At 47.7% G+C, this 18,572-nt stretch carries 13 protein-coding genes; 7 read left to right on the top strand and 6 right to left on the bottom strand.

The annotated features are described in order from the left end of the window. Nucleotides 1-2 precede the first annotated feature (2 nt). Together PP769_RS18710 and PP769_RS18705 are read right to left on the bottom strand one after the other, a co-directional pair. Nucleotides 3-590, bottom strand: coding sequence for a phosphoribosyltransferase (locus PP769_RS18710; protein ID WP_312643149.1), 588 nt, complete (start codon nucleotides 588-590; stop codon nucleotides 3-5). Nucleotides 591-1,013: 423 nt separating this feature from the next. Continuing rightward, on the bottom strand, nucleotides 1,014-1,238 hold the full coding sequence (locus PP769_RS18705; protein WP_312643147.1) for a hypothetical protein: 225 nt from the start codon (nucleotides 1,236-1,238) through the stop codon (nucleotides 1,014-1,016). Between the two features lie 360 nt (nucleotides 1,239-1,598). Between PP769_RS18705 and PP769_RS18700 the strand changes: the two genes are divergently transcribed. Beyond that, nucleotides 1,599-2,165: a hypothetical protein gene (locus tag PP769_RS18700; protein ID WP_312643145.1), complete on the top strand. Its 567-nt coding sequence runs from the start codon at nucleotides 1,599-1,601 to the stop codon at nucleotides 2,163-2,165. A gap of 300 nt (nucleotides 2,166-2,465) precedes the next feature. After that, nucleotides 2,466-4,844, top strand: coding sequence for a tetratricopeptide repeat protein (locus tag PP769_RS18695; protein WP_312643142.1), 2,379 nt, complete (start codon nucleotides 2,466-2,468; stop codon nucleotides 4,842-4,844). A gap of 118 nt (nucleotides 4,845-4,962) precedes the next feature. Here PP769_RS18695 and PP769_RS18690 read toward each other — a convergent pair whose 3' ends face one another. From PP769_RS18690 to PP769_RS18680, 3 genes are all read right to left on the bottom strand, one after another. Further along, nucleotides 4,963-6,444 carry a GumC family protein gene (locus PP769_RS18690; protein ID WP_312643140.1) on the bottom strand — a complete coding sequence of 494 codons (1,482 nt, stop codon included), beginning with the start codon at nucleotides 6,442-6,444 and terminating at the stop codon, nucleotides 4,963-4,965. 81 nt (nucleotides 6,445-6,525) lie between these two features. Continuing rightward, nucleotides 6,526-7,272, bottom strand: a complete 747-nt coding sequence (locus PP769_RS18685; RefSeq protein WP_312643137.1) for a CpsD/CapB family tyrosine-protein kinase — start codon at nucleotides 7,270-7,272, stop codon at nucleotides 6,526-6,528. A gap of 61 nt (nucleotides 7,273-7,333) precedes the next feature. Then, complete coding sequence (locus PP769_RS18680) at nucleotides 7,334-9,604, bottom strand: AAA family ATPase (protein ID WP_312643135.1); 2,271 nt, start codon at nucleotides 9,602-9,604, stop codon at nucleotides 7,334-7,336. 1,048 nt (nucleotides 9,605-10,652) lie between these two features. On the opposite strand from PP769_RS18680, the gene PP769_RS18675 reads away from it, so the two are divergent. Both PP769_RS18675 and PP769_RS18670 read left to right on the top strand, forming a co-directional pair. Next, nucleotides 10,653-14,159 (top strand): PAS domain S-box protein, encoded by a 3,507-nt coding sequence (locus tag PP769_RS18675; RefSeq protein WP_312643133.1) that lies wholly within the window; start codon nucleotides 10,653-10,655, stop codon nucleotides 14,157-14,159. 79 nt (nucleotides 14,160-14,238) lie between these two features. Then, a complete protein-coding gene (locus PP769_RS18670) occupies nucleotides 14,239-15,033 on the top strand; it encodes a transporter (RefSeq protein WP_312643131.1) in 795 nt (264 codons plus the stop codon). A gap of 83 nt (nucleotides 15,034-15,116) precedes the next feature. Here PP769_RS18670 and PP769_RS18665 read toward each other — a convergent pair whose 3' ends face one another. Continuing rightward, nucleotides 15,117-15,878, bottom strand: a complete 762-nt coding sequence (locus tag PP769_RS18665) for a tetratricopeptide repeat protein (RefSeq protein ID WP_312643128.1) — start codon at nucleotides 15,876-15,878, stop codon at nucleotides 15,117-15,119. Between the two features lie 363 nt (nucleotides 15,879-16,241). Here PP769_RS18665 and kaiC point away from each other — a divergent pair, with 363 nt between their 5' ends. From kaiC to PP769_RS18650, 3 genes are all read left to right on the top strand, one after another. Beyond that, nucleotides 16,242-17,690 carry a circadian clock protein KaiC gene (gene kaiC, locus PP769_RS18660; RefSeq protein ID WP_312643126.1) on the top strand — a complete coding sequence of 483 codons (1,449 nt, stop codon included), beginning with the start codon at nucleotides 16,242-16,244 and terminating at the stop codon, nucleotides 17,688-17,690. Between the two features lie 150 nt (nucleotides 17,691-17,840). Then, a complete protein-coding gene (locus tag PP769_RS18655; RefSeq protein WP_312643124.1) occupies nucleotides 17,841-18,209 on the top strand; it encodes a circadian clock KaiB family protein in 369 nt (122 codons plus the stop codon). Continuing rightward, entirely contained in the window at nucleotides 18,206-18,550 is a 345-nt protein-coding gene (locus tag PP769_RS18650; protein ID WP_312643122.1) for a circadian clock KaiB family protein, read from the top strand. The genes PP769_RS18655 and PP769_RS18650 overlap by 4 nt, the downstream gene beginning before the upstream one ends. Nucleotides 18,551-18,572 lie beyond the last annotated feature (22 nt).

Genomic DNA, 18,572 nt, shown 5'->3' with positions numbered 1-18,572 from the left:
TCTCATGCATGAGGTTGGACGAGCCAGCTTTCATAGTCCCGCCGGTATGGGCTATTTCTCGACCAAGGGAAATGTTGGACTCTCCGTCCGATAAATAGGTCTGGTCGTATTTCTTCCTTATGCGTGACATCGGGGTGATTCGACCAGGCGAGAACTGCAGTTTTGATCGAACTTGCTCCGGCCGTGCTGAGTATGTCCTTTGCTGAGATGAGGGTTTGACCTGTTTCGATAGCATCGTCAATAAGTAAAATGTTTTTTTTGTAAACGTTTGGAGTCAGTTGAGGTGAAAACGGGGCTAACGAGGAATACTGGTTCATGACATATTTGAGCGGAATGTTGAGGATGGGAACTTGATACCATGCCGACGTGATGGTTACTAATCCTGGAATCATTGAAAACTTCTCTTTGATCAGGCTTCCTTTTCTTTGAATACGTATCATTTCCATGGGGATATTCAGTGTTAATGCGATCACCTTCGCCATTAAAAATCCGCCACAGGCAATCCCGATGATCAGCTCGGGTCGGTCCGGAAAAGTTGATACCCGACGTGCAACCGTCCGGCTGAGGGCAATAGCTTCCTCCAACGTCATGAATAACTTTTCCTGCGTGTGTGAGAATTTTTCTGAAATTTCTGAGTCGTTCACGATGATATCGATTTTGGTATGTTTTAATCGATAGGGGGAGTCATTCTTAGATCTGTGGAGTCGAAAGATAGTGTGTTTTAATAACTCCTGTCCAATATAAAAAAGGGTTGGACACGTTTCGGTCATCTGACACTTGATTTTTACGTAAAAAATACTATGTGCTAATACCCATTTTTAGCTATCATGACATGATCCGGAGAGTAACTGTTGCCTTTAGGCCAAATGCCCCGGATTGTTTTTCAGGAGGTTGTTGGAGTAATGGGATATTTTTTCAACGCTCAAGGATGAGGAAGATGTTGTACAAGGTTGGATTGACCAGGGGATCATTTCTGCTTTCCTAATCATGCCGGGTGTTTCGCCCCTTTACAGCTATATCGTGTCGGTCGGCAATCGTAGCGTCACCGTCAATTGTGTGCACCGCTTTTTCCCACGCCGGGGATGATAGACTTCCGGTTTCGTGTTCTGATTCAACGACCCCACCCATAGGCGATGGCTGAGATACGGTCGCCGAGTGGCCGCTTCGACGGTGGTCGTCTCCGCCGCCCGCTTTTCCCCACGATCTGTTAATCGCTTCTTCTCCGTGTCGGTCCTCATCAAGTTGTGGAAAACGGTACCTCGCGCTGGTCCAAATTTCCGGGGCATTCCGGTTTTCTTGACTTAACCCTCTATCCACTTTATTATTTTGTAAACTGTTCCTTTCTTAATGTTGAGTCTCTTTTCTTTGTTCTGTGGTTTTAATTTCAAACTTCTATTATTCAGTTATTGTTTTGGTTTTCATCTCCCCCCATCACTCGTAAAAATATTGGTTCTAGTGTCTCTGCTTTATCAAGCTATGCTGCACAGCATGCCAAAGTATATGTGTGGTGAGCTCTAGTATTTAAGGAACAAGCCTATATGATACGTGATTGGAGAATATGTTTATTACTGAATTTTGTTTTGTTTCTATGCCTACCTATGCACGCAGCACTAGCGATGGTCGTAACGGACCTAAGCGGAGTGCTCCATAATAATGTGAATGAATTTGCTTCAGGAAGTCAGGTGCCCAGCTTTGTCTTTCACGTTTCGTCTCCATCTGACAATGATTTTGGATATGTGAAGGAATTGCCTGGGTTACTGACTTTCAATTCCGTTGTTTCAAGTGAAAATGTCCCTGATCCCGTTGATTTTGGTGTAAATGCGGGAATTTGGTCGTTTAGTGATGATGTGGTGAATATCGGGTTGAAGCCGAACCTCAATGCTGGAAGTATTTTTTTAATATCAGAAGGTCTTGGTACGCTGGAATTTCTTCAACAGGTTTCTGGAATTGATGTGAATTTCCCTGGGATCACGCCATATTTCAATACATTACAAATTGCAAAGAATATTCCATTCTTAGATTTTGGTCAGCCCGTTTTCCATTCCGGGGGCCAGTTGGATGGCCTTGCTGTGGCTCCTGTTCATATCCCCCCGGTAGCTTTGTTGGTTGGCTCCGGGATCATCGGCCTGATTGTGATCGCACGGAGAAGCCTGTTTGTCCGATAATGTCCCAGCGGGGTAGTTTTAAGCTTTCAATAGGAAATCCCACTGTTCTCCTCGTGACAGGGGTTTTGTTGTTTTCTTCATTTTTTCTTGCTAACCCCACGCGGGATTGCCCGCCCAGCATTTATCAGTCGCCTTTTTCATTCTAATGGCAGATAGGGCTATATGCCGGAGGGGGCTTGTTTTTTTTGAGCGGCACACGTCTCGAGTTACCCACACATATGAAACAGCACCTTCACCCTTTTTTCGGCCTCTTGTTGATCCATGGATGAATCCATGCGAAAGGAAATAGGGTAGAAGGGTATGTCCATTCCTTTGGCCAAATGGGGCAATCTTTTTCTCTCTGTCATCATTCTGTATGGATGCGGAAGTGCGGAAGAACGGAAAGCCTCTTTCGTGACCAAGGCTAAAAAATTCATTCAGGAAGATAATTTTCCACAAGCCAGGGTGGCCTTGCGAAATGCCCTCAGGATTGATCCCCAGGACCCTCATGTGTATTTCCTGGCTGGGCAAGTTTCGGAGAAAGAGGCCAATTGGCCAAAAGCCTTTCGTCAGTATGCGAGGGGCGTCGAATTAGATCCTACTCACCAGGCGGCTGTGGGACGATTGGCGCGATTTTATTTAGCCGCGAAAGACATCAAAGAATTGGAGGGCTTATCTGATTCCATATTGGCCCGTGATCCTCATGATGTCTTTGGGCATACTCTTCAAGTCTGTGTGTGGTTTCTCCGCGGAGAGCACTCCAGGGCCCTTACAAAAGCAGACTCTCTTCTTGAGCAACTTCCCACTGATTCCAATATTCTGTTGATGCTCGCCGCGATTTTTTCGGCCAATCGTGAATTGGACAAGGCTCGATCGGTTCTCCAATTAGGATTGAAGGTCCACCCCGATCATGTCGATCTCCTGAATTATTTGGCGACGATCTCGATCGGGATGAAGGCTTTTGACAAGGCGGAAGCTATCTATCTCCAATTGCTCGCCAAAGAACCGCGTGGGTATGCACATCGCGACAAGCTGGCCGGGCTGTATCGGCACCTGGGGAAGCCCGACAAAGTCTTGGCCCTTCTACGTGAAGGGGTGGCGCTGGATCCCAACGATGAGCGGCGTTGGAAGAGTTTGGTTATGTTTGCTGATAGCTCACAGCGGGAAGCTTTGCTGGAAGAGTCGCTTCAAGTCTTACCTCACTCGTTTACCCTCCGGTTTCTTTTGGGTGCGCATTTTGAGCATATTCAAGAATTCCAAAAGGCCCGTAAGATGTACGAAGCGATTGTTCTTGAAGCGGAGACGAGTGAGCAGGGCATAAAGGCGGAAGTTGAATTGGCCAAGCTTGATGTTGCTGAGGAGAATCCAAGAGCAGCGCAGATCCGCTTGGCAAGCGTGTTGGAAGAGTACCCCGGTCATTTTGATGCGTTGCTTCTAAAAGGCGAATTGAATGTAGCGCAAAACCAGAGCAGCCCGGCGGTCGGAACATTTCGAATTGTCTTAAGAGATGAGCCTAATAATAGGGATATTCAGAGGGTATTGGGGCAGGCGCATATGTTGGCCCGAGAGTTTGAGCTGAATCAGGAAAATTTGGAAAAATCTGTGGCGCTCAACTCCCGACAGCTTGACGTCTTTTCGGCGTTGGCCCGCCTCTCTGCTCGACAGGGCCATTTAGAAAAGGCTCAACAATATCTGGAATCCATTCTTCAAGTGGTTCCCACTCATCCTGAAGCCGCATGGTCGCTTTTCCAGATAAAATTGGCTCAACGGCAATGGGCAGAGGGAGATGGAATGATTGCCCGTTTCGAGGAATCAGTCTGGTCTGGCTATCAGGTGGACCTAGCAAAAGGAATTCTCGCTTCCGGACTTCAGCAATGGGATCTCGCTGTGCAGGCTTTTACTGGGGCTCAACAAGCCAAGCTTCATGCGATGGCTCCTTTGGCAGCGTTAATCCATGCGTATCTCGAGCAACGACAGCCAGAGCACGCACGGGATTATCTCCAGAAGCTAGTGGGAAGCCATTCCGGCCATCCATTTGCATGGGGGCTATTAGGTGCCGTGTTCGTTCAATTGCATGATAGGGCGTCTGCCCTTTCTGCGTATCGGAAGCAAATGGAGGGAAATCCCATGTGGGTTGAGCCCTGGAAAGATTGGGCCATGGTAAGTTGGTCTCTGGGCAGAAAAAGAGAAGCGATCGATATGTTAAATGAGGGGTTAACCATCCATGTCCAATCTCCCATTTTGTTGAAGGCATTAGCCTCCTTTTATCAAGCCAATGGACAAATTGACCTGGCGATTCGGCAGTACGAATTGGTGTTGAATCATTCCCCCCATGATGTTCTGGCAGCGAATAATTTAGCGTTCTTATTGGCAGAAGAAAAGGGGGATGTCCAAAGTTTGGCATACGCGGTTGATTTGACCCGGAACTTTGAAGCCAGAACGCAGAACCCGTTTCTGCTTGATACATTGGCCTGGGTGTATTTCAAAATAGGTCTCAATGAGGAGGCAACCAGGGTATTAACGAAAGCATTGAGTAAGGCACCCGATCATGGATTGCTTAACTATCATTTGGGAATGGTGACCCTCAAGGCAGGTGATCGAATAATGGCTAAACAGTATTTTGAAAAAGCGATGAATCGGTCATCGGAATCGGAGGACATGGAAACGGTCCGTCAGGTGTTGGCGGACATAAGCTCATAAGTCCGCTAAGTTAGGTGAACTTCTTAAAAGTAAGGTGCCTTGTGTTTTTTTGAGTGATACGGAGACGATGATGGTGTCAACCTGCAGAATGTCGTCCTCGCCTGGGCTTGCGTTGGATTTAGCTTTTATATCTAATGCTGGTGAGAACAGGGATTCCCTGCTCGAGTGAAGCCTGTTCCGGCCGTGTGTACCCCCCTTTGAAAAACTCTGCCACAAAGGCCCAAGCCGTTCCGCTCAACATCCCCAACACAATTCCAAAACACAATATAAAAGACTTATTGGGTTTGATGGGTTGGATGGGGATAGAAGCCGTCTGAATGACGCTTACATTGGCCATCTGTCTGTTGTCCATTTCTGTGGAGACATGGGCCATTTCAAATTTTTCTACATACATTCGCAGATTTTCTTGATCTTTGTGGACCTCACGTTGAAGGGCATCAAACTGTTTCTCTAATGCATTCAAGTGGACAATTTGAGTGTCGACCTCTTTAATTTGTCTCAAGATAACTTCTTGCTTGGTATTGAGAGAGCTTACTTCAGATTCGGTTTTGAGAAGCGCGAGCTGAAGATCCTGAAAGACAGGGTTTCTTCCCCGGGTGACTTGATCTTTTAGTTGCTCTTCCTGATCTTGGATCGAAGCCTGAATAAGAGCTATTTCTTCTCGAATGTCGGTAATTATTCGACTGCTCTCCTGATATTTTCCTAGGAATTGCTGCTCCTTTCTCTTGAGAGCCAAATACTCATTTCGTGTTTCTGCAATTCGTTGATGAAGCTGTTCGTTGACAGTCATGATGGGAATGTATTCAGCAATATCCTTTAATTGGTCCCTGATAGAAAAAATCTTTGAGCCTAATCCCTTTACTTCATCTTCATTAGATTTCAATCTGCTGTCTAAATTTTGTCGTTGTTCAAGTAACAAAGCCCTCTGGTCTAATAGGGAGGAAATTCTATTCTCTCTTTTAAAATCTTGTAAAACGGTTTCTGACTGTTCCAACTTTTCACGAAATGTTTCAACTTGATCTTCCAAGAAAGAGGCCTGAGGATTGCTAAAAATCGCAAGGTGTTTTTCTTTCCAGAACTCACCCAGTAAGTTTACCGCTCTTGCAGCTATCTCGGGAATGGCGTGTTCAAAATTCACGAGTATGACATTCGATTTCCCGGACCTTGTTACAGAGAGGTTTCCTGAGAAATTTATTAACGCAGCCTCAAGAGGCGAAATGGTTAATTCATTCTCTTCGAAGATTTCTGGATATAGGTTTTTCACCCCAATTGCCTCCACAACTTTTCGGCTGAGATCTCGGCTTGTCAGTATGGTAATTTCGGGATCAATAAGCGTCTCAAGGTCAAAAACCATTTTGGGGTTTTGATCTCCTACCTCTGCGCTGTACATATGCTCCCTGCCGACTTTCACCATAAGACTTGATTCTGCTCGATAAATCGGCGTCATCTTCATCGAAATAATCAAAGAAATAATCGTAAAAAATACGAAGATGGCGATGATCTCATATCGATGCTTGAAAAGTATTGTGAGGATATCCCGAATACTGAAATAATCAATTTCGTGGTTATGGCGTGAAGATTGGGAGGGATGTGTACTCATAATTGATGTATCGGTATTGGGAGGGGAGAATCCTCGTGTTGTCTGTGGTCTCGATCCAAGTTTATTTACTAAACAATGGGATTATAATTTCGAATAGATCCAGGATGGAATGTAATAACGCTGTTTATTGAAGACCATGCCAAGGAGGTTTCCACCACTGTGTGTAATACGATCTCTGAGATTTGAAATGACTTGTGAGCGCGTTTTTTCTGCTTCTACCACCATTACTACCCCATCAGCGGCAGCACACAACTCCAAGCCCTCATCAGAGATATCGATTGGTGCGGTATCAATGAGAATCATGTCAAATTGTTTTCGTATATGGTTCCACAAATCCTGTTTGTTTGTAATGACGTCATGTTGCAGGGTTTCTGCACTGTCTCCAGAGAGCATGGCGAGGAACAAGCGGGAATGAAGGACAGGTGTAATGGCCTGATCTAAATCTCCCCCGTTACTCATGAGATATTGCAAAGGGATTTTTGGAGGAATTCCAAAGAATTGATGTTGCGTTAATTTTTGAGAATCTCCATCGACTAGCAACACGGACTTCCCCTGTTTTTCTACAAGGACTCTTCCGAGCTCCTGAACAATGGTCGAGACGCCTTCCTGGTTCCTGCTACTGATAAACTGAATGATGTTGTGTTGGGGGTCAGGCAGAAGGCCTGAAAGGCGTTGTTCCAGTTGCACCATCTCCCGCCTCATTTTTAGAGGAGGTAAATTGGAAACGACGACCGGTTGCGAACATGGGCGTTCTTCTAGCGGATGGATCTTGATGACTTCAAGTTGATTTTCGTATGCCTGTTTTAATGCCTCGTATACTTTACTCATTAAGCGAATCTCATTCAGAAATATTCAAGGTTTTGCCACTTTGGCCAAAGAAATTTATTGTCTATTCCGCTGGATTGGCTTCAGATGCCAGGTCTGTCTGCGTTTTCACATCCTGAGCAATTTTAGGAAAGGCAATGTCCTGCCCTGGAAAGATCTTTTTGGGATTCCGAATGTTGGGGTTGTACTCCAGGACACGTTGAACATAGCTCGGATGAGACGATCCATAAATCACCTTTATCAATTTTTCTAGGGTATCCCCCTCTTGCACGGTAGCCACCGCATAGGGGGAATCGCGTTTGGCCTCGTTTTTGACCTCATTCGGTTTGAGTTGCGTGGAAGAGTGAGCAAAGATGGCTTTCGAAGGAGGTAATCCCTCATCTTTAACCGACACCAAAGTCACGTCTGCCTCAGTCAACTTGTTTTTTCTCTCGACGCTTTGTAGGGGCGGAAACATAATCTTTTGCCCCGGATACATTCTTCGCACGCTTGTAATATGCCGATTATGTTCAAGAACGAATTGAACTGTCGATGGACTAGAGACCCCATACACATCATGCAATAACTTTGCCATTGTGTCACCCTTTTTCACGATCCTGGTAACGGGTAAAGATGAGGCAACCACTTCTGGCTTACTTGGACTTTCCTTCGATGCGCCACGTTTATGAGGCACAGGGACCGGAGGAGAATTATCCTGGATAGGGATACTTAATGGTTCCTCAGCGGCTAGGGTGGGTTGTCCTGCACGCTCGCTGAGGTTTTCAGGACTCAATCGAACCAGATTGTCCTCACTGACATTCTCAGATGGGATCCTTGCCTCATCCTGAAGTACTGGATTTTCTTCTACCATACTATTTGCTTCAGCCGTCGCGATACCTTCTTCCTGAATTAAGAGCTCAGGCAGTTCTTGTTGGGCCGACTGGATAGATGGTGTTTCCATTTCAACGTGACTAAGCCTCGCTCCATTTTCCGGACTGTCTGCTTCAGCCTTCACTCCACCGTCTTCCTGCGTGGAGAGGTCGAAGTGTTCTTGGTGGAGGGGAAGGATTCCAGGCAATACTGTTTCTGAGGTTGATGGTACCTCTCGGTCATCTGAGACTGGAGGTCCCTCACGCTGGAAGTTATCCGGTGGAATTCCGGCAAGCAGGAGATCCTTTTGATTTTCAGAGTCGATATGTGGGTTGACGGAGGCTTGAGTTGTGATTGATTCGAAATTTGAGCCGGCCCGGGTTCGTAAATTCTCAAACACTTCAGATACTGATTGCGTTAAGAACGTCTGTGCTCTTTCGGTCAAAGTCGGAACCGTTTGAGTAGGAGATGGGGTATTTTCGTCTACGCTGAGGAGATCTTGATCAGATACGAGGTCCTGTTTTGGGTTCTCCTTATCTGTATCCGTTTCTCCAATCCTATTTATTGAAGGGAAATCCGAAAATTTTGATTCAGTCAGGGGCAGGAGTGCGACCAGCCCAAGGACAAGGATGAGAGCCAAACCAATCAGGGGGACTAATTTCCAGAGTGTATGGGCGGGTTGGCCTGTCAGATCACCGATCACCTCTTTGGCAATTTTAGCTGTCACCAAGGCTGTGTTATACCCAAAGGCCGTAACCAGAGCATTATCACAAAGAATATTCAGGCGCCGGGGAATCCCTTTGGCTTCCTGAACAATGAGGCCTAAGGCTGAGTTTGTAAAAATCTTTTTCCCTTCTCCGCCGGCCTTGTCCAACCGATGCCGGATATATTCAAAACTTTCCGGTTTGGAGAGGGGCTGAATGATGGCTCGCACGGCGATGCGTTGCCGTAACTGCCGGAGTTCATACTGATCGAGAAGGGCATCTAATTCCGGTTGACCCAACAGCACAATTTGAATGAGCTTGTCTTTTGGAGTTTCCAAGTTTGACAACATCCGCAGATGTTCCAATGTGTCTACCGGCATATTTTGCGCTTCGTCAATCAAGAGAACCACGGTCTTACCTTCTCGATACTTTTCAATGAGGACAAAATGCAGTTGTTCCAACACTTCGGCATCGTCCCCCTCAATGGGGGTGTGTCCCAATTCACGCAGAAGGGTCTTGAGCAAGCTTGTAAATGACAGGTTGGGATTGAGGAGATATATGGTTTCCTGATTGGGTTGATGGGGTTGATCCAGAAACGAGCGGAGAATCGTCGTTTTTCCAAGACCAACCTGCCCGGTGACAGCAATAAACCCTTTTTTTTCCTTTATTCCATAAATCAGCGAACCCAACGCCTGTTTGTGGCCGGGACTGAGATACAAAAAATCCGGATCCGGGGTGGTATTAAATGGTTTGGTCCGTAACCCGAAAAAATTAAAATACATCGCGTCTTCCTACTACTTATGCGCTTTCGAGCATCGCGCGCTTTTAAATGAACACCTAAATTTCTGCAACTTTCCTATCTTTCGATGACCTGCCCCCTGTCTAATATTGAGTCAACAAACCCAATCAGATGACATTTTCGTTAGTTCAGGAAAGGGAGCAACAATTTTTATTGTTGCTCTCATTCTAAATGCCCCTTTTTAGGTGAACATCCTCGATTGATGTACAGTCGTTTTGATTCTCTCAGCCCACAATCAAACCGATGTCCACAAGGCTTTCCAAAATGAGTTAAGACACTGCACTTGGGGGAAAGAACGGAGATCCGAGCTTCGCAAACTTCTTCGCATGCAACGCACTTAGGGATAAAAAAATGAGAGGTTTAGTTTATCAAGATACGCCATTTTGGGTAAAAAAGGTATGATGAATGAGGCTAAAAAAACATTAAGAAGATGTACTGCATGAATATTGAACGAGTATAACGAAAAATATCAATATATAGCTAGTGATTTCATATAAAGACATAACCCTAATTTTAACGTCAAGCACCTTCTCTTGAGGGGGAAGAATCCGTCCCCGAAAGACTTATAGGGTGGTAGTACATGGTGCTCGCTCCGGTAAAAATACGGGCGACCAAGGCTGCCTTCGTTTTTCAGTCTCTCCCTCGCTGGCTTGCGACGGAGCGTTCATTCCTTCTCCATTATTTTCATAAATGGTTATCTCTATGGTAGCGTTCATTTCACCGATTCCAGGCCCTGAGTACCCCTACCAAAATGTATAGATGTATTCGGGTAGCTTTGTCCCATCGTCGCTTTGAGGATGTTGATTCAAGGGTTGTTGACAGTTTAACTTTAATAGGAAAACTGAAACAATGAAGCCCCAGTGTTAGATTAGCGTGATTTGATCCTGATTGAGGATAGGGGTGTGGTCTGCCTTCATGGCAACAAATTTTGGTTAGAAGCTTCAAAACGATGATGGACGTGCATAAAAATTTAAGACCTGGGGTTCAGATGGATTCGACGGAATAGTATTTTTAACCGAAATTGGACCAGGATGGAAAATTCCCACACACCTTCCCAAGAGGCTAAAAGGGCGGCGGAAGCCAAGTCTGTCGATCCGACTATTGGGCAAGGTCGACCTGAGCCCCAGCAAAACGGCGGAGGTGTATTTGTAGAACGCTTACTTTGTGAAGTCCTCGATCAAACGAGAGATGCCCTGATTGTTTGCGATGTGTCAGGAAACATCATTCGTACCAGCTCTGCCGTCAAACATTACGCTCAAACCCTGTGCTTGAATAGGCCCTTTGAAGAGATTGTTCACCTTTTCTATTCCAACAGGAGAATGCCGCCTTCAGACCTCCCTCTTTCAAATCTCAGCGGAACATTCATGGCGCAGGTTTTAAACGGAGAGACCCTTTGCGGTAAAAAGGTATTTCTGGAAAAACAGGATGGAACGTTTTCCCCGGTCATGTTCGATGCCCGCCCCATACTCACCGAAGGCATGGGGATCATTGGCGCTCTCGTGACATTGAAGGATAGCAATTCTCAGAATCGTGCCGAACGAATATTGCAAAGTCACAATGAGGTGCTGGAGCAGATTATCAGTGGTAATTCTCTTCCGGAGATTCTGGACAATCTCTGTCTGGAAATTGAGCGACATTGTGGTTCAGATACGTTGGCCTCCATACTTCTGCTGAATGAGGAAGGCTGCCATTTGCACCATGGTGCAGGTCCCTCCCTCCCTGAAGCGTATCGACAAGCAATTGATGGCGTGGCTATAGGCCCGGAAGTCGGAGCGTGTGGCGCTGCCGCCTATCTGAAGGAACCGGTCATCATCCCCAATATCAGCACACATCCGAATTGGGTCCAATTTAAGGATTTGGCGGAGCGCCATGGATTACGGGCATGCTGGTCAATGCCCATAATGGCCAGCGATGGTCGTGCCCTTGGCACCTTTGCCCTCTATTATACGGTTCTCCGTTCACCGACGGATGAGGAAAAAGAATATGTGGAATTTCTTGCGCATTCGGCCTCCATTGCCATTGAGAAAGTGGAAGGTCAGGAACGGCTACGACAACAGACACATGCCTTAGAGGTGGTGAATCGAATTGGCAGGATGTTGGCCGCGGAGTTGAATTTAGAGAAATTGGTCCAGTCCGTCACGGATGAGTGCCGTGAATTAACGGGAGGGGAATTCGGGGCGTTTTTTTATAATGTGATGGATGACAAAGGAGAATCGTTTGTCCTTTATACGATTTCCGGTGTCCCTCGCGAAGCCTTTGAACAATTCCCGATGCCCAGAAATACACCGATTTTCGCCCCGACTTTTTCCGGGGAGGCGGTCGTCCGAATTGCTGATGTGAAGGACGATCCTCGTTATGGACAGATGGCTCCCTATCACGGGATGCCTCCGGGTCATCTTCCCGTCAGAAGCTATCTGGCGGTTCCGGTGGTATCCCGGTCGGGCGAAGTTCTTGGAGGATTATTTTTCGGCCATTCACAGCCCAATGTGTTTACCAAAATGGCCGAAACCATGGTGGTTGGGATTGCCTCGCAAGCTGCCATTTCCATCGATAATGCACGCTTGTACCAATCCGCTCAAAAAGAAATCGAGCAGCGAAAACGCGGCGCGGAAAATTTGAGACGACTGGCCTCAATTGTTGAATCATCTCAGGATGCCATTTATAGCATCAATTCGGACGGCATAATTAGCAGTTGGAATCATGGAGCGGAGCGCATGTACGGGTACATGGCCTCCGAAATGCTAGGTCAGTCTCTATCCCGTCTCCTCCTTCCTGAGGCCCAACAGGAAGCCTCTTGGCTCATGGATATTCTGGGGACCAAAAATGGAGAATCTAAACGGGTATTCCTCAGAATGAAAAAGGATGGTTCGGTCTTTTCTGTTTCTTTAACCACTTCTCCTATTGTCGGCGTGGATGGAGGGCTGACCGGACATTCTCTTATTGAACGGGATATCTCCGAACAACAACGCATTGGTGCCGCGCTGGAGGCTAGTGAAGGCCGGCTCCAGGCTATCTGGGAGAATTCTCCAACGGTGAAGTTTGTGAAAGATCTCGATGGGAAGTACCAATTGGTGAATAAACGGTTTGAAACGATTGTTCAATTATCCAGGGAAGCCATTATTGGAAAAACAGATCAGGAATTGTTTCACTCCCGTTCAGCAAGCCAATTGATTGCCAATGATCGGAAAGTTCTTCAATCCGGAACCTCGCAAGAATTTGAAGAGCAGTTGCACCTTCCTGATGGAATTCAGACGTACCTTTCGGTGAAGTTTCCTTTATGCGACGCAGCAGGAGCGCCCTATGCCATTTGTGGAATAGCCACCGATATTACGGCGAGAAAACAGGCAGAACAGGCCCTGCAAGAATTAAACGATACCCTGGAGCAACGAGTGTCTGATCGGACTCGTGATCTGTTGGTCTATCAGGAGAATCTGCGAGCCATGACGTCCGAGTTGGTGGTCACGGAACAACGGGAACGGCGACGCTTGTCCACCGAACTGCATGATTATCTGGCGCAATTACTTGTGGTCTGCCGGATGAAACTGGCTCAGGCCATCAATGAATGGAGCATGGCTGCCTTAAAGACCAATCTGGAGGAAATCGATCAAATCCTTTCCGACTCGCTTTCCTACACCCGCACCTTGATTGCCGAGCTGAGTCCCAGCATTCTCTACGAACTCGGTCTCGTTCCCGCTCTGAAATGGTTGGGTCAGCAAATGGAGCGCCATAGTTTGCGAGTACAGGTACAGCATGGAGACCAGGCCATAGACCTTTCAGAGGATCAGGCGATTTTTGTGTTTCAGGCCGTTCGCGAATTACTCTTTAATGTCATCAAGCACTCTGGTGTGAGCGAGGCCATTGTTTCCCTCAAGAGGACGGGATCCCAGGAACTTCACGTGAAGGTGGAGGATGCCGGGAAGGGGTTTCACCCATCGCCGATTTCAACAGATTATTCCAAACCCGGTCGATTTGGGCTGTTTAGTATTAGAGAGCGAACGGAAGCGCTGGGCGGTCGCTTTGACATCGAATCCGCACCAGGGAAAGGTACTCAGGCTACCCTCGTCGTTCCGCTTCAGCCGGTCTCGCCAACGGTGGTGTCGAACTCAGATTCCCAAGACATTCAAAAACCGCTTGATCCAATCGCGCAAGGGGGTTCAAGGAAAAAAGTTGTACGGATTCTTCTGGTCGATGATCATGCCATGATTCGTGAAGGAATTCGAACCCTGCTCGAACACCATGAAGATTTTGTCATCGTGGGAGAAGCAAAAAATGGAGAAGAAGCTATAGAGATAACCCAACTGGTTCTTCCCGATGTTGTGGTTATGGATGTCAACATGCCAAAGATCAATGGCATCGAGGCGACAAAGTGGCTTACCCAGGAACACCCTTCAATCAGGGTCATCGGCCTGTCGGTTCATGAGGACAAGCAGATCGAAAAAATGCTGCTGGAAGCCGGGGCCGCCATGTATGTGACCAAAGGGAGTGTCGCCAACCAATTGGTCGAGGCCATTCGACGGGTCGTGAATCAAATTGCGTAATTCTAAGCGCGTATCCTGTTTTTCCGACAACACAAGAATTGGACGATCGCTCGCTAGAGTCTTAGGATGGTCACTGTGTGTGATCCTGCTTGGACAGTCCTGGTGTTATGGACAGGACAATGAAGGCGAGCCGACGCCTTCCCGTCCATGGATCATGGGGCAGGCCGGCTCGTTTTCGGGACCGATTGCGACGGATCGGCCGACATTCAGCCTGAGTCCTGCCACCATCCCTAAGGGACGCATTCAAATTGAAACGGGATATACCTTTTCTCTTGAAAAGGCATCCCCCGATGTCAAAACCCATAACTTTCCTGAGACCCTTGTCCGTATTGGATTGACCGAGATTGTGGAGTTTCGCGTGGAATGGCCAACTCTGACTTACATTGACAATGGCCAGGATGTGAATGGGTTCAATGATCTTGCCTTGGGATTTAAAGTTCAGGTCCTTCAGCAACAGGGGTTTAGACCACGGTTGAGTTTCGTCGGCCGGCTGTCGATTCCCACGGGTGATAAGGATTTTTCTTCGGATCGGGTCGACCCGCTCTTCCGGACGATTTTGACGTATGCGGTGAATGAAAGAGTGGGGTTATTCGGGACGGTGAATGTCGGCAGTCCTACTTCTCAGGGCACACGGTTTGTGCAGGTCTCTTCGTCCCTGGGACTGAGCGCAGCCATTCGGGATCGATTAACCGGGTTCGTGGAATATTTCGGATTGTATCCCAGAGATGTGGCGAGTGGGAGTGCAAATTTTCTCCAAACGGGAGTGCTCTATCATTTGACAGACAATCTTCAATTGGATGTGCGCGTGGGAGGCGGCCTGACTCATGGAAGCGATGATTTCTTGACGGGGGCGGGGATCTCGTGGAGATTTTAGCCTTATTGGAAAAGAAGGCAAAGGGCGTCGGGCGAATTTCATTCACCTCACATGAGGGTTGAGCTTGCGGACGAAGGAGAACTCTATTCCCTTCTGAAAAGAAAGTGTAGAATTTTTGCGGTTTCAATGACGAGTTGATCCTGGTTGTGTTTAAAGGCATCGACCAGCTCCAGGCGGGAATGGGCTTCTGAATAATCCGGTCGCAAGCTAATGGCCTGGCGAAGAGCCTTGATAGCTTGGGTGGGGTGACCTTGGGCCATGTAGGTCAGACCTAAATCGGAGAAGGCCTCCGCATCGTAGGGATTGAGTTTTGTCGCTGTGCTGAATGCCTGCTGAGCCTCGTGAAATTTCTGTTGTGCCAATCGTGACCGTCCCAGCCAGTATTCAGTCTGACTATTTCCGCTCCCTAATTGTGTGGCTCTATCAAGCGCTCCTTCGGCCTGTTTCCATTCGTGTTGATCAAGATAGACGGCTCCCAAACCCTGAAATGCACCGGGAAGATCGGGATCGAGTTGAATGGCGGCCCGATATTCCTCAATGGCGCCGTTCGGATCTCCCTGCTGGTTGAGTATTTCCGCCAATTTGAGATGAGTCGCGGGGGAATTGACCTGGAATGCGGGTTCCGCCCGGAGCAATTCACGCCTCCTCCGAAGACCGGCTTCGATACATTCGTTCGTGACCGGTGCGTGGGCGGTGCAGGTCTCTGGCGATGGTGGGCCGTCAGGGACGCCTTGTAGGGGTTTCGGATGAATGGAGGGTGGAGGACCGACAAACCATATCGCTAGAAAAAGCAGAAGGATGGATGGGCAACGGTTGTACGCCTGAGAAGTTGAACGAGTATGCATGGGCCAAACCACTAGGGGATAAAGGGCAAAAGGTCTTTGAAATGCGACGGGCGGTTTTTATGGAAGGAGAAAGAATTTATCGGAATATTCGACAAATTAGCCGGGCTTCGATCTATTCCGTCCATTCTTCTCGTTCCAAACCAACTGATACCCTGTCTCCCAAGCTCCTCAAGTGCCCCGTGAAAGTGACTGCCTCATGCTGAAAAAAAATTTGAGAGGGGGTCACAAAATTGTGTGTTTAGGGAAATCACCTGCCAGCCGTTGTTGGTGGAAACTTGAAGTTTTTCGCCAATCTGTATAATTTTTAAAGGGATTGTGTTAAATTTTGTCGTCATTTTTTACTATTTCAGGAAATTGTAAATCATGCCCAGGAAAAAATCATTCATTAAACCGGTTCATTCAGAATTTCCCAAAGCGCCAACCGGCATTCAAGGCCTGGATGACATCACGGCGGGCGGACTTCCCAGGGGACGAACCACGTTGGTCTGCGGAAGCCCTGGCTGTGGAAAAACACTTCTGGGCATGGAATTTCTTGTTCGCGGCGCTGTCCAAATGGGCGAACCCGGGGTGATGTTGGCTTTCGAGGAAACGGCCGAGGAATTGACCCAAAACGTCCGGTCCCTGGGGTTTGATCTGGATGGCTTAATTAAGGATAACAAATTAATTTTGGATACGATTCCCATTGAGGCCACAGAATTTGAAGAGAACGGAGAATACGATCTCGAAGGATTGTTTGTGCGGCTGGGTGAGTCCATCGACGCCATCGGTGCCAAACGGATTGTGTTGGACACGATCGAAGTCCTTTTCGGCGGATTATCCAATCAGGGGATTATCCGCTCGGAGTTGCGTCGTCTGTTTCAATGGCTGAAAGAGAGAAATATGACCTCCATTGTCACCGGCGAACGGGGAGAGGGGGCCTTAACCCGTCAAGGGCTCGAGGAATATGTATCTGACTGCGTCATTCTGCTGGATCACCGAGTGAGCGACCAGATGTCCACCCGCCGGTTGCGGGTGGTCAAATATCGGGGAAGTATGCATGGCACCAATGAATTTCCCTTTCTCATTGGAGAACATGGGCTGTCCGTTTTGCCCATCACGTCCTTAGTCCTTGAACACAAAGTTTCAAACGACAAAATTTCGACCGGCGTTCCCCGGTTGAATGAGATGTTCGGAGGAGAGGGTGTGTATCGGGGTTCGACGATTCTGGTGACGGGAGGAGTCGGGACGGGGAAAACGAGCTTGGCCTCGCATTTTGCTGATGCGGCCTGTCGTAAGGGAGAAAAAGCCCTGTATTTTGCCTTTGAAGAATCCAGTCCTCAGATCATCCGGAACATGAAATCGATCGGCCTCTCATTGGAGAAATGGGTGAATAAGGGCTTGTTGCACATTGAAGCCTCCCGTCCAACCCTATTCGGATTGGAATCCCATCTGGTGAATTTTTACAATGCGGTGCACACTCATCACCCGACGTTGGTAATCATGGATCCAATTAATGATTTTTTGTCCATTGGTTCAACTCGCGAGGTCAAGGCGTTATTTTTACGGATGGTGGATTTTCTGAAATCCCAACAAATCACCTTGGTCTGCACAGGCCTCAGCGCGCCTTCGGAACCTGCTCAGGAGGCGGAAATCGGGGTTTCCTCACTGGCGGACACCTGGATTCTTCTGTCAAACCGGGAATTTAATGGTGAACACCAGCGGCAACTGTATATTTTGAAATCCCGGGGAATGTCGCATTCTCATCAGGTTCGGAGATATACGATGAATCATCGTGGCTGGCATGTCAATGAAATGTCTGGAGGTAACCGTTAGGACCATGATCCTGGCCGGTTCGCCATGCCCATTGAATCATGAGGTTGGGGAAAAAGGCGTTTGCACAGCAACAAGAGACAGCAGGAAAGATATTGTGAAGAAATTGTGGTGTGTCAGCCTGATAAATGAATCGAGAAGGGTCTTCCAACTATGAGGAATGCGAAACAAGGCACAACGAAATCCCAGGGGCGTGGTGCAAAAAATTCTCCTTACCACTTAACCCTCTATGTTGCGGGACATTCTCCCAAATCGCGTCTTGCCATGAGTAATTTAAAACAATTATGCGACACCCATCTGTCCTCAAAGTATACGGTGGAAATTGTAGATCTTCTCCAGGAGCCCAAGAGGGCCAGACTTGACCAGATTTTAGCTATTCCGACATTGGTCAAAAAATTGCCGCCTCCCTTAAAAAAAATCATTGGGGATTTATCGAACACAGAAAAAGTGTTAGTGGGGCTCGATCTGTCTGACGACTCAGGTGAAGTGATTATCTCAAGCGCCATGGAGCCACCATCATGAACCCTCGCAGGCCATCAACCACCGGGAAGGTCGTTCCTGCCGGGCAAGATTCCGGAATTCGTCTTCGCCTGTATGTCACCGGCGTGACCAGCCTGTCGCTGCGTGCCATGACCAATATCAAATCCATTTGCCGGGACTATCTTGGAGACCTGAATCCTGACCTACAAATTATCGACCTGTACCGTAATCCTTCTTCCGCCCGGGCCCATCAAATCTTTGCCGCCCCGACCCTCATCAAAGAATTCCCGCTTCCCAGTTGCCGGATCATCGGAGATCTTTCAAAAAAGGACCGTGTGCTACATTCGCTGGGATTGACTCCGTCTCCTCCTCTGACCTCATAGGGATCAATAATCGGGAGATATC

It is taken from the genome of Candidatus Nitrospira allomarina (assembly GCF_032050975.1).
Classification (GTDB): domain Bacteria; phylum Nitrospirota; class Nitrospiria; order Nitrospirales; family UBA8639; genus Nitrospira_E; species Nitrospira_E allomarina.
Note: the sequence above shows the minus strand (reverse complement) of the source record. Positions and strands in the feature narration are given on the sequence as shown.

What these genes read in the sequence shown, in the direction of transcription:
- PP769_RS18680 (WP_312643135.1), bottom strand. Translation starts at nt 9,604, where the DNA reads ATGTATTTTAATTTTTTCGGGTTACGGACCAAACCATTTAATACCACC.
- PP769_RS18685 (WP_312643137.1), bottom strand. Translation starts at nt 7,272, where the DNA reads ATGAGTAAAGTATACGAGGCATTAAAACAGGCATACGAAAATCAACTT.
- PP769_RS18665 (WP_312643128.1), bottom strand. Translation starts at nt 15,878, where the DNA reads ATGCATACTCGTTCAACTTCTCAGGCGTACAACCGTTGCCCATCCATC.
- PP769_RS18655 (WP_312643124.1), top strand. Translation starts at nt 17,841, where the DNA reads ATGAGGAATGCGAAACAAGGCACAACGAAATCCCAGGGGCGTGGTGCA.
- PP769_RS18690 (WP_312643140.1), bottom strand. Translation starts at nt 6,444, where the DNA reads ATGAGTACACATCCCTCCCAATCTTCACGCCATAACCACGAAATTGAT.
- PP769_RS18650 (WP_312643122.1), top strand. Translation starts at nt 18,206, where the DNA reads ATGAACCCTCGCAGGCCATCAACCACCGGGAAGGTCGTTCCTGCCGGG.
- kaiC (WP_312643126.1), top strand. Translation starts at nt 16,242, where the DNA reads ATGCCCAGGAAAAAATCATTCATTAAACCGGTTCATTCAGAATTTCCC.
- PP769_RS18675 (WP_312643133.1), top strand. Translation starts at nt 10,653, where the DNA reads ATGGAAAATTCCCACACACCTTCCCAAGAGGCTAAAAGGGCGGCGGAA.
- PP769_RS18700 (WP_312643145.1), top strand. Translation starts at nt 1,599, where the DNA reads ATGCACGCAGCACTAGCGATGGTCGTAACGGACCTAAGCGGAGTGCTC.
- PP769_RS18695 (WP_312643142.1), top strand. Translation starts at nt 2,466, where the DNA reads ATGTCCATTCCTTTGGCCAAATGGGGCAATCTTTTTCTCTCTGTCATC.
- PP769_RS18710 (WP_312643149.1), bottom strand. Translation starts at nt 590, where the DNA reads ATGACGTTGGAGGAAGCTATTGCCCTCAGCCGGACGGTTGCACGTCGG.
- PP769_RS18705 (WP_312643147.1), bottom strand. Translation starts at nt 1,238, where the DNA reads ATGAGGACCGACACGGAGAAGAAGCGATTAACAGATCGTGGGGAAAAG.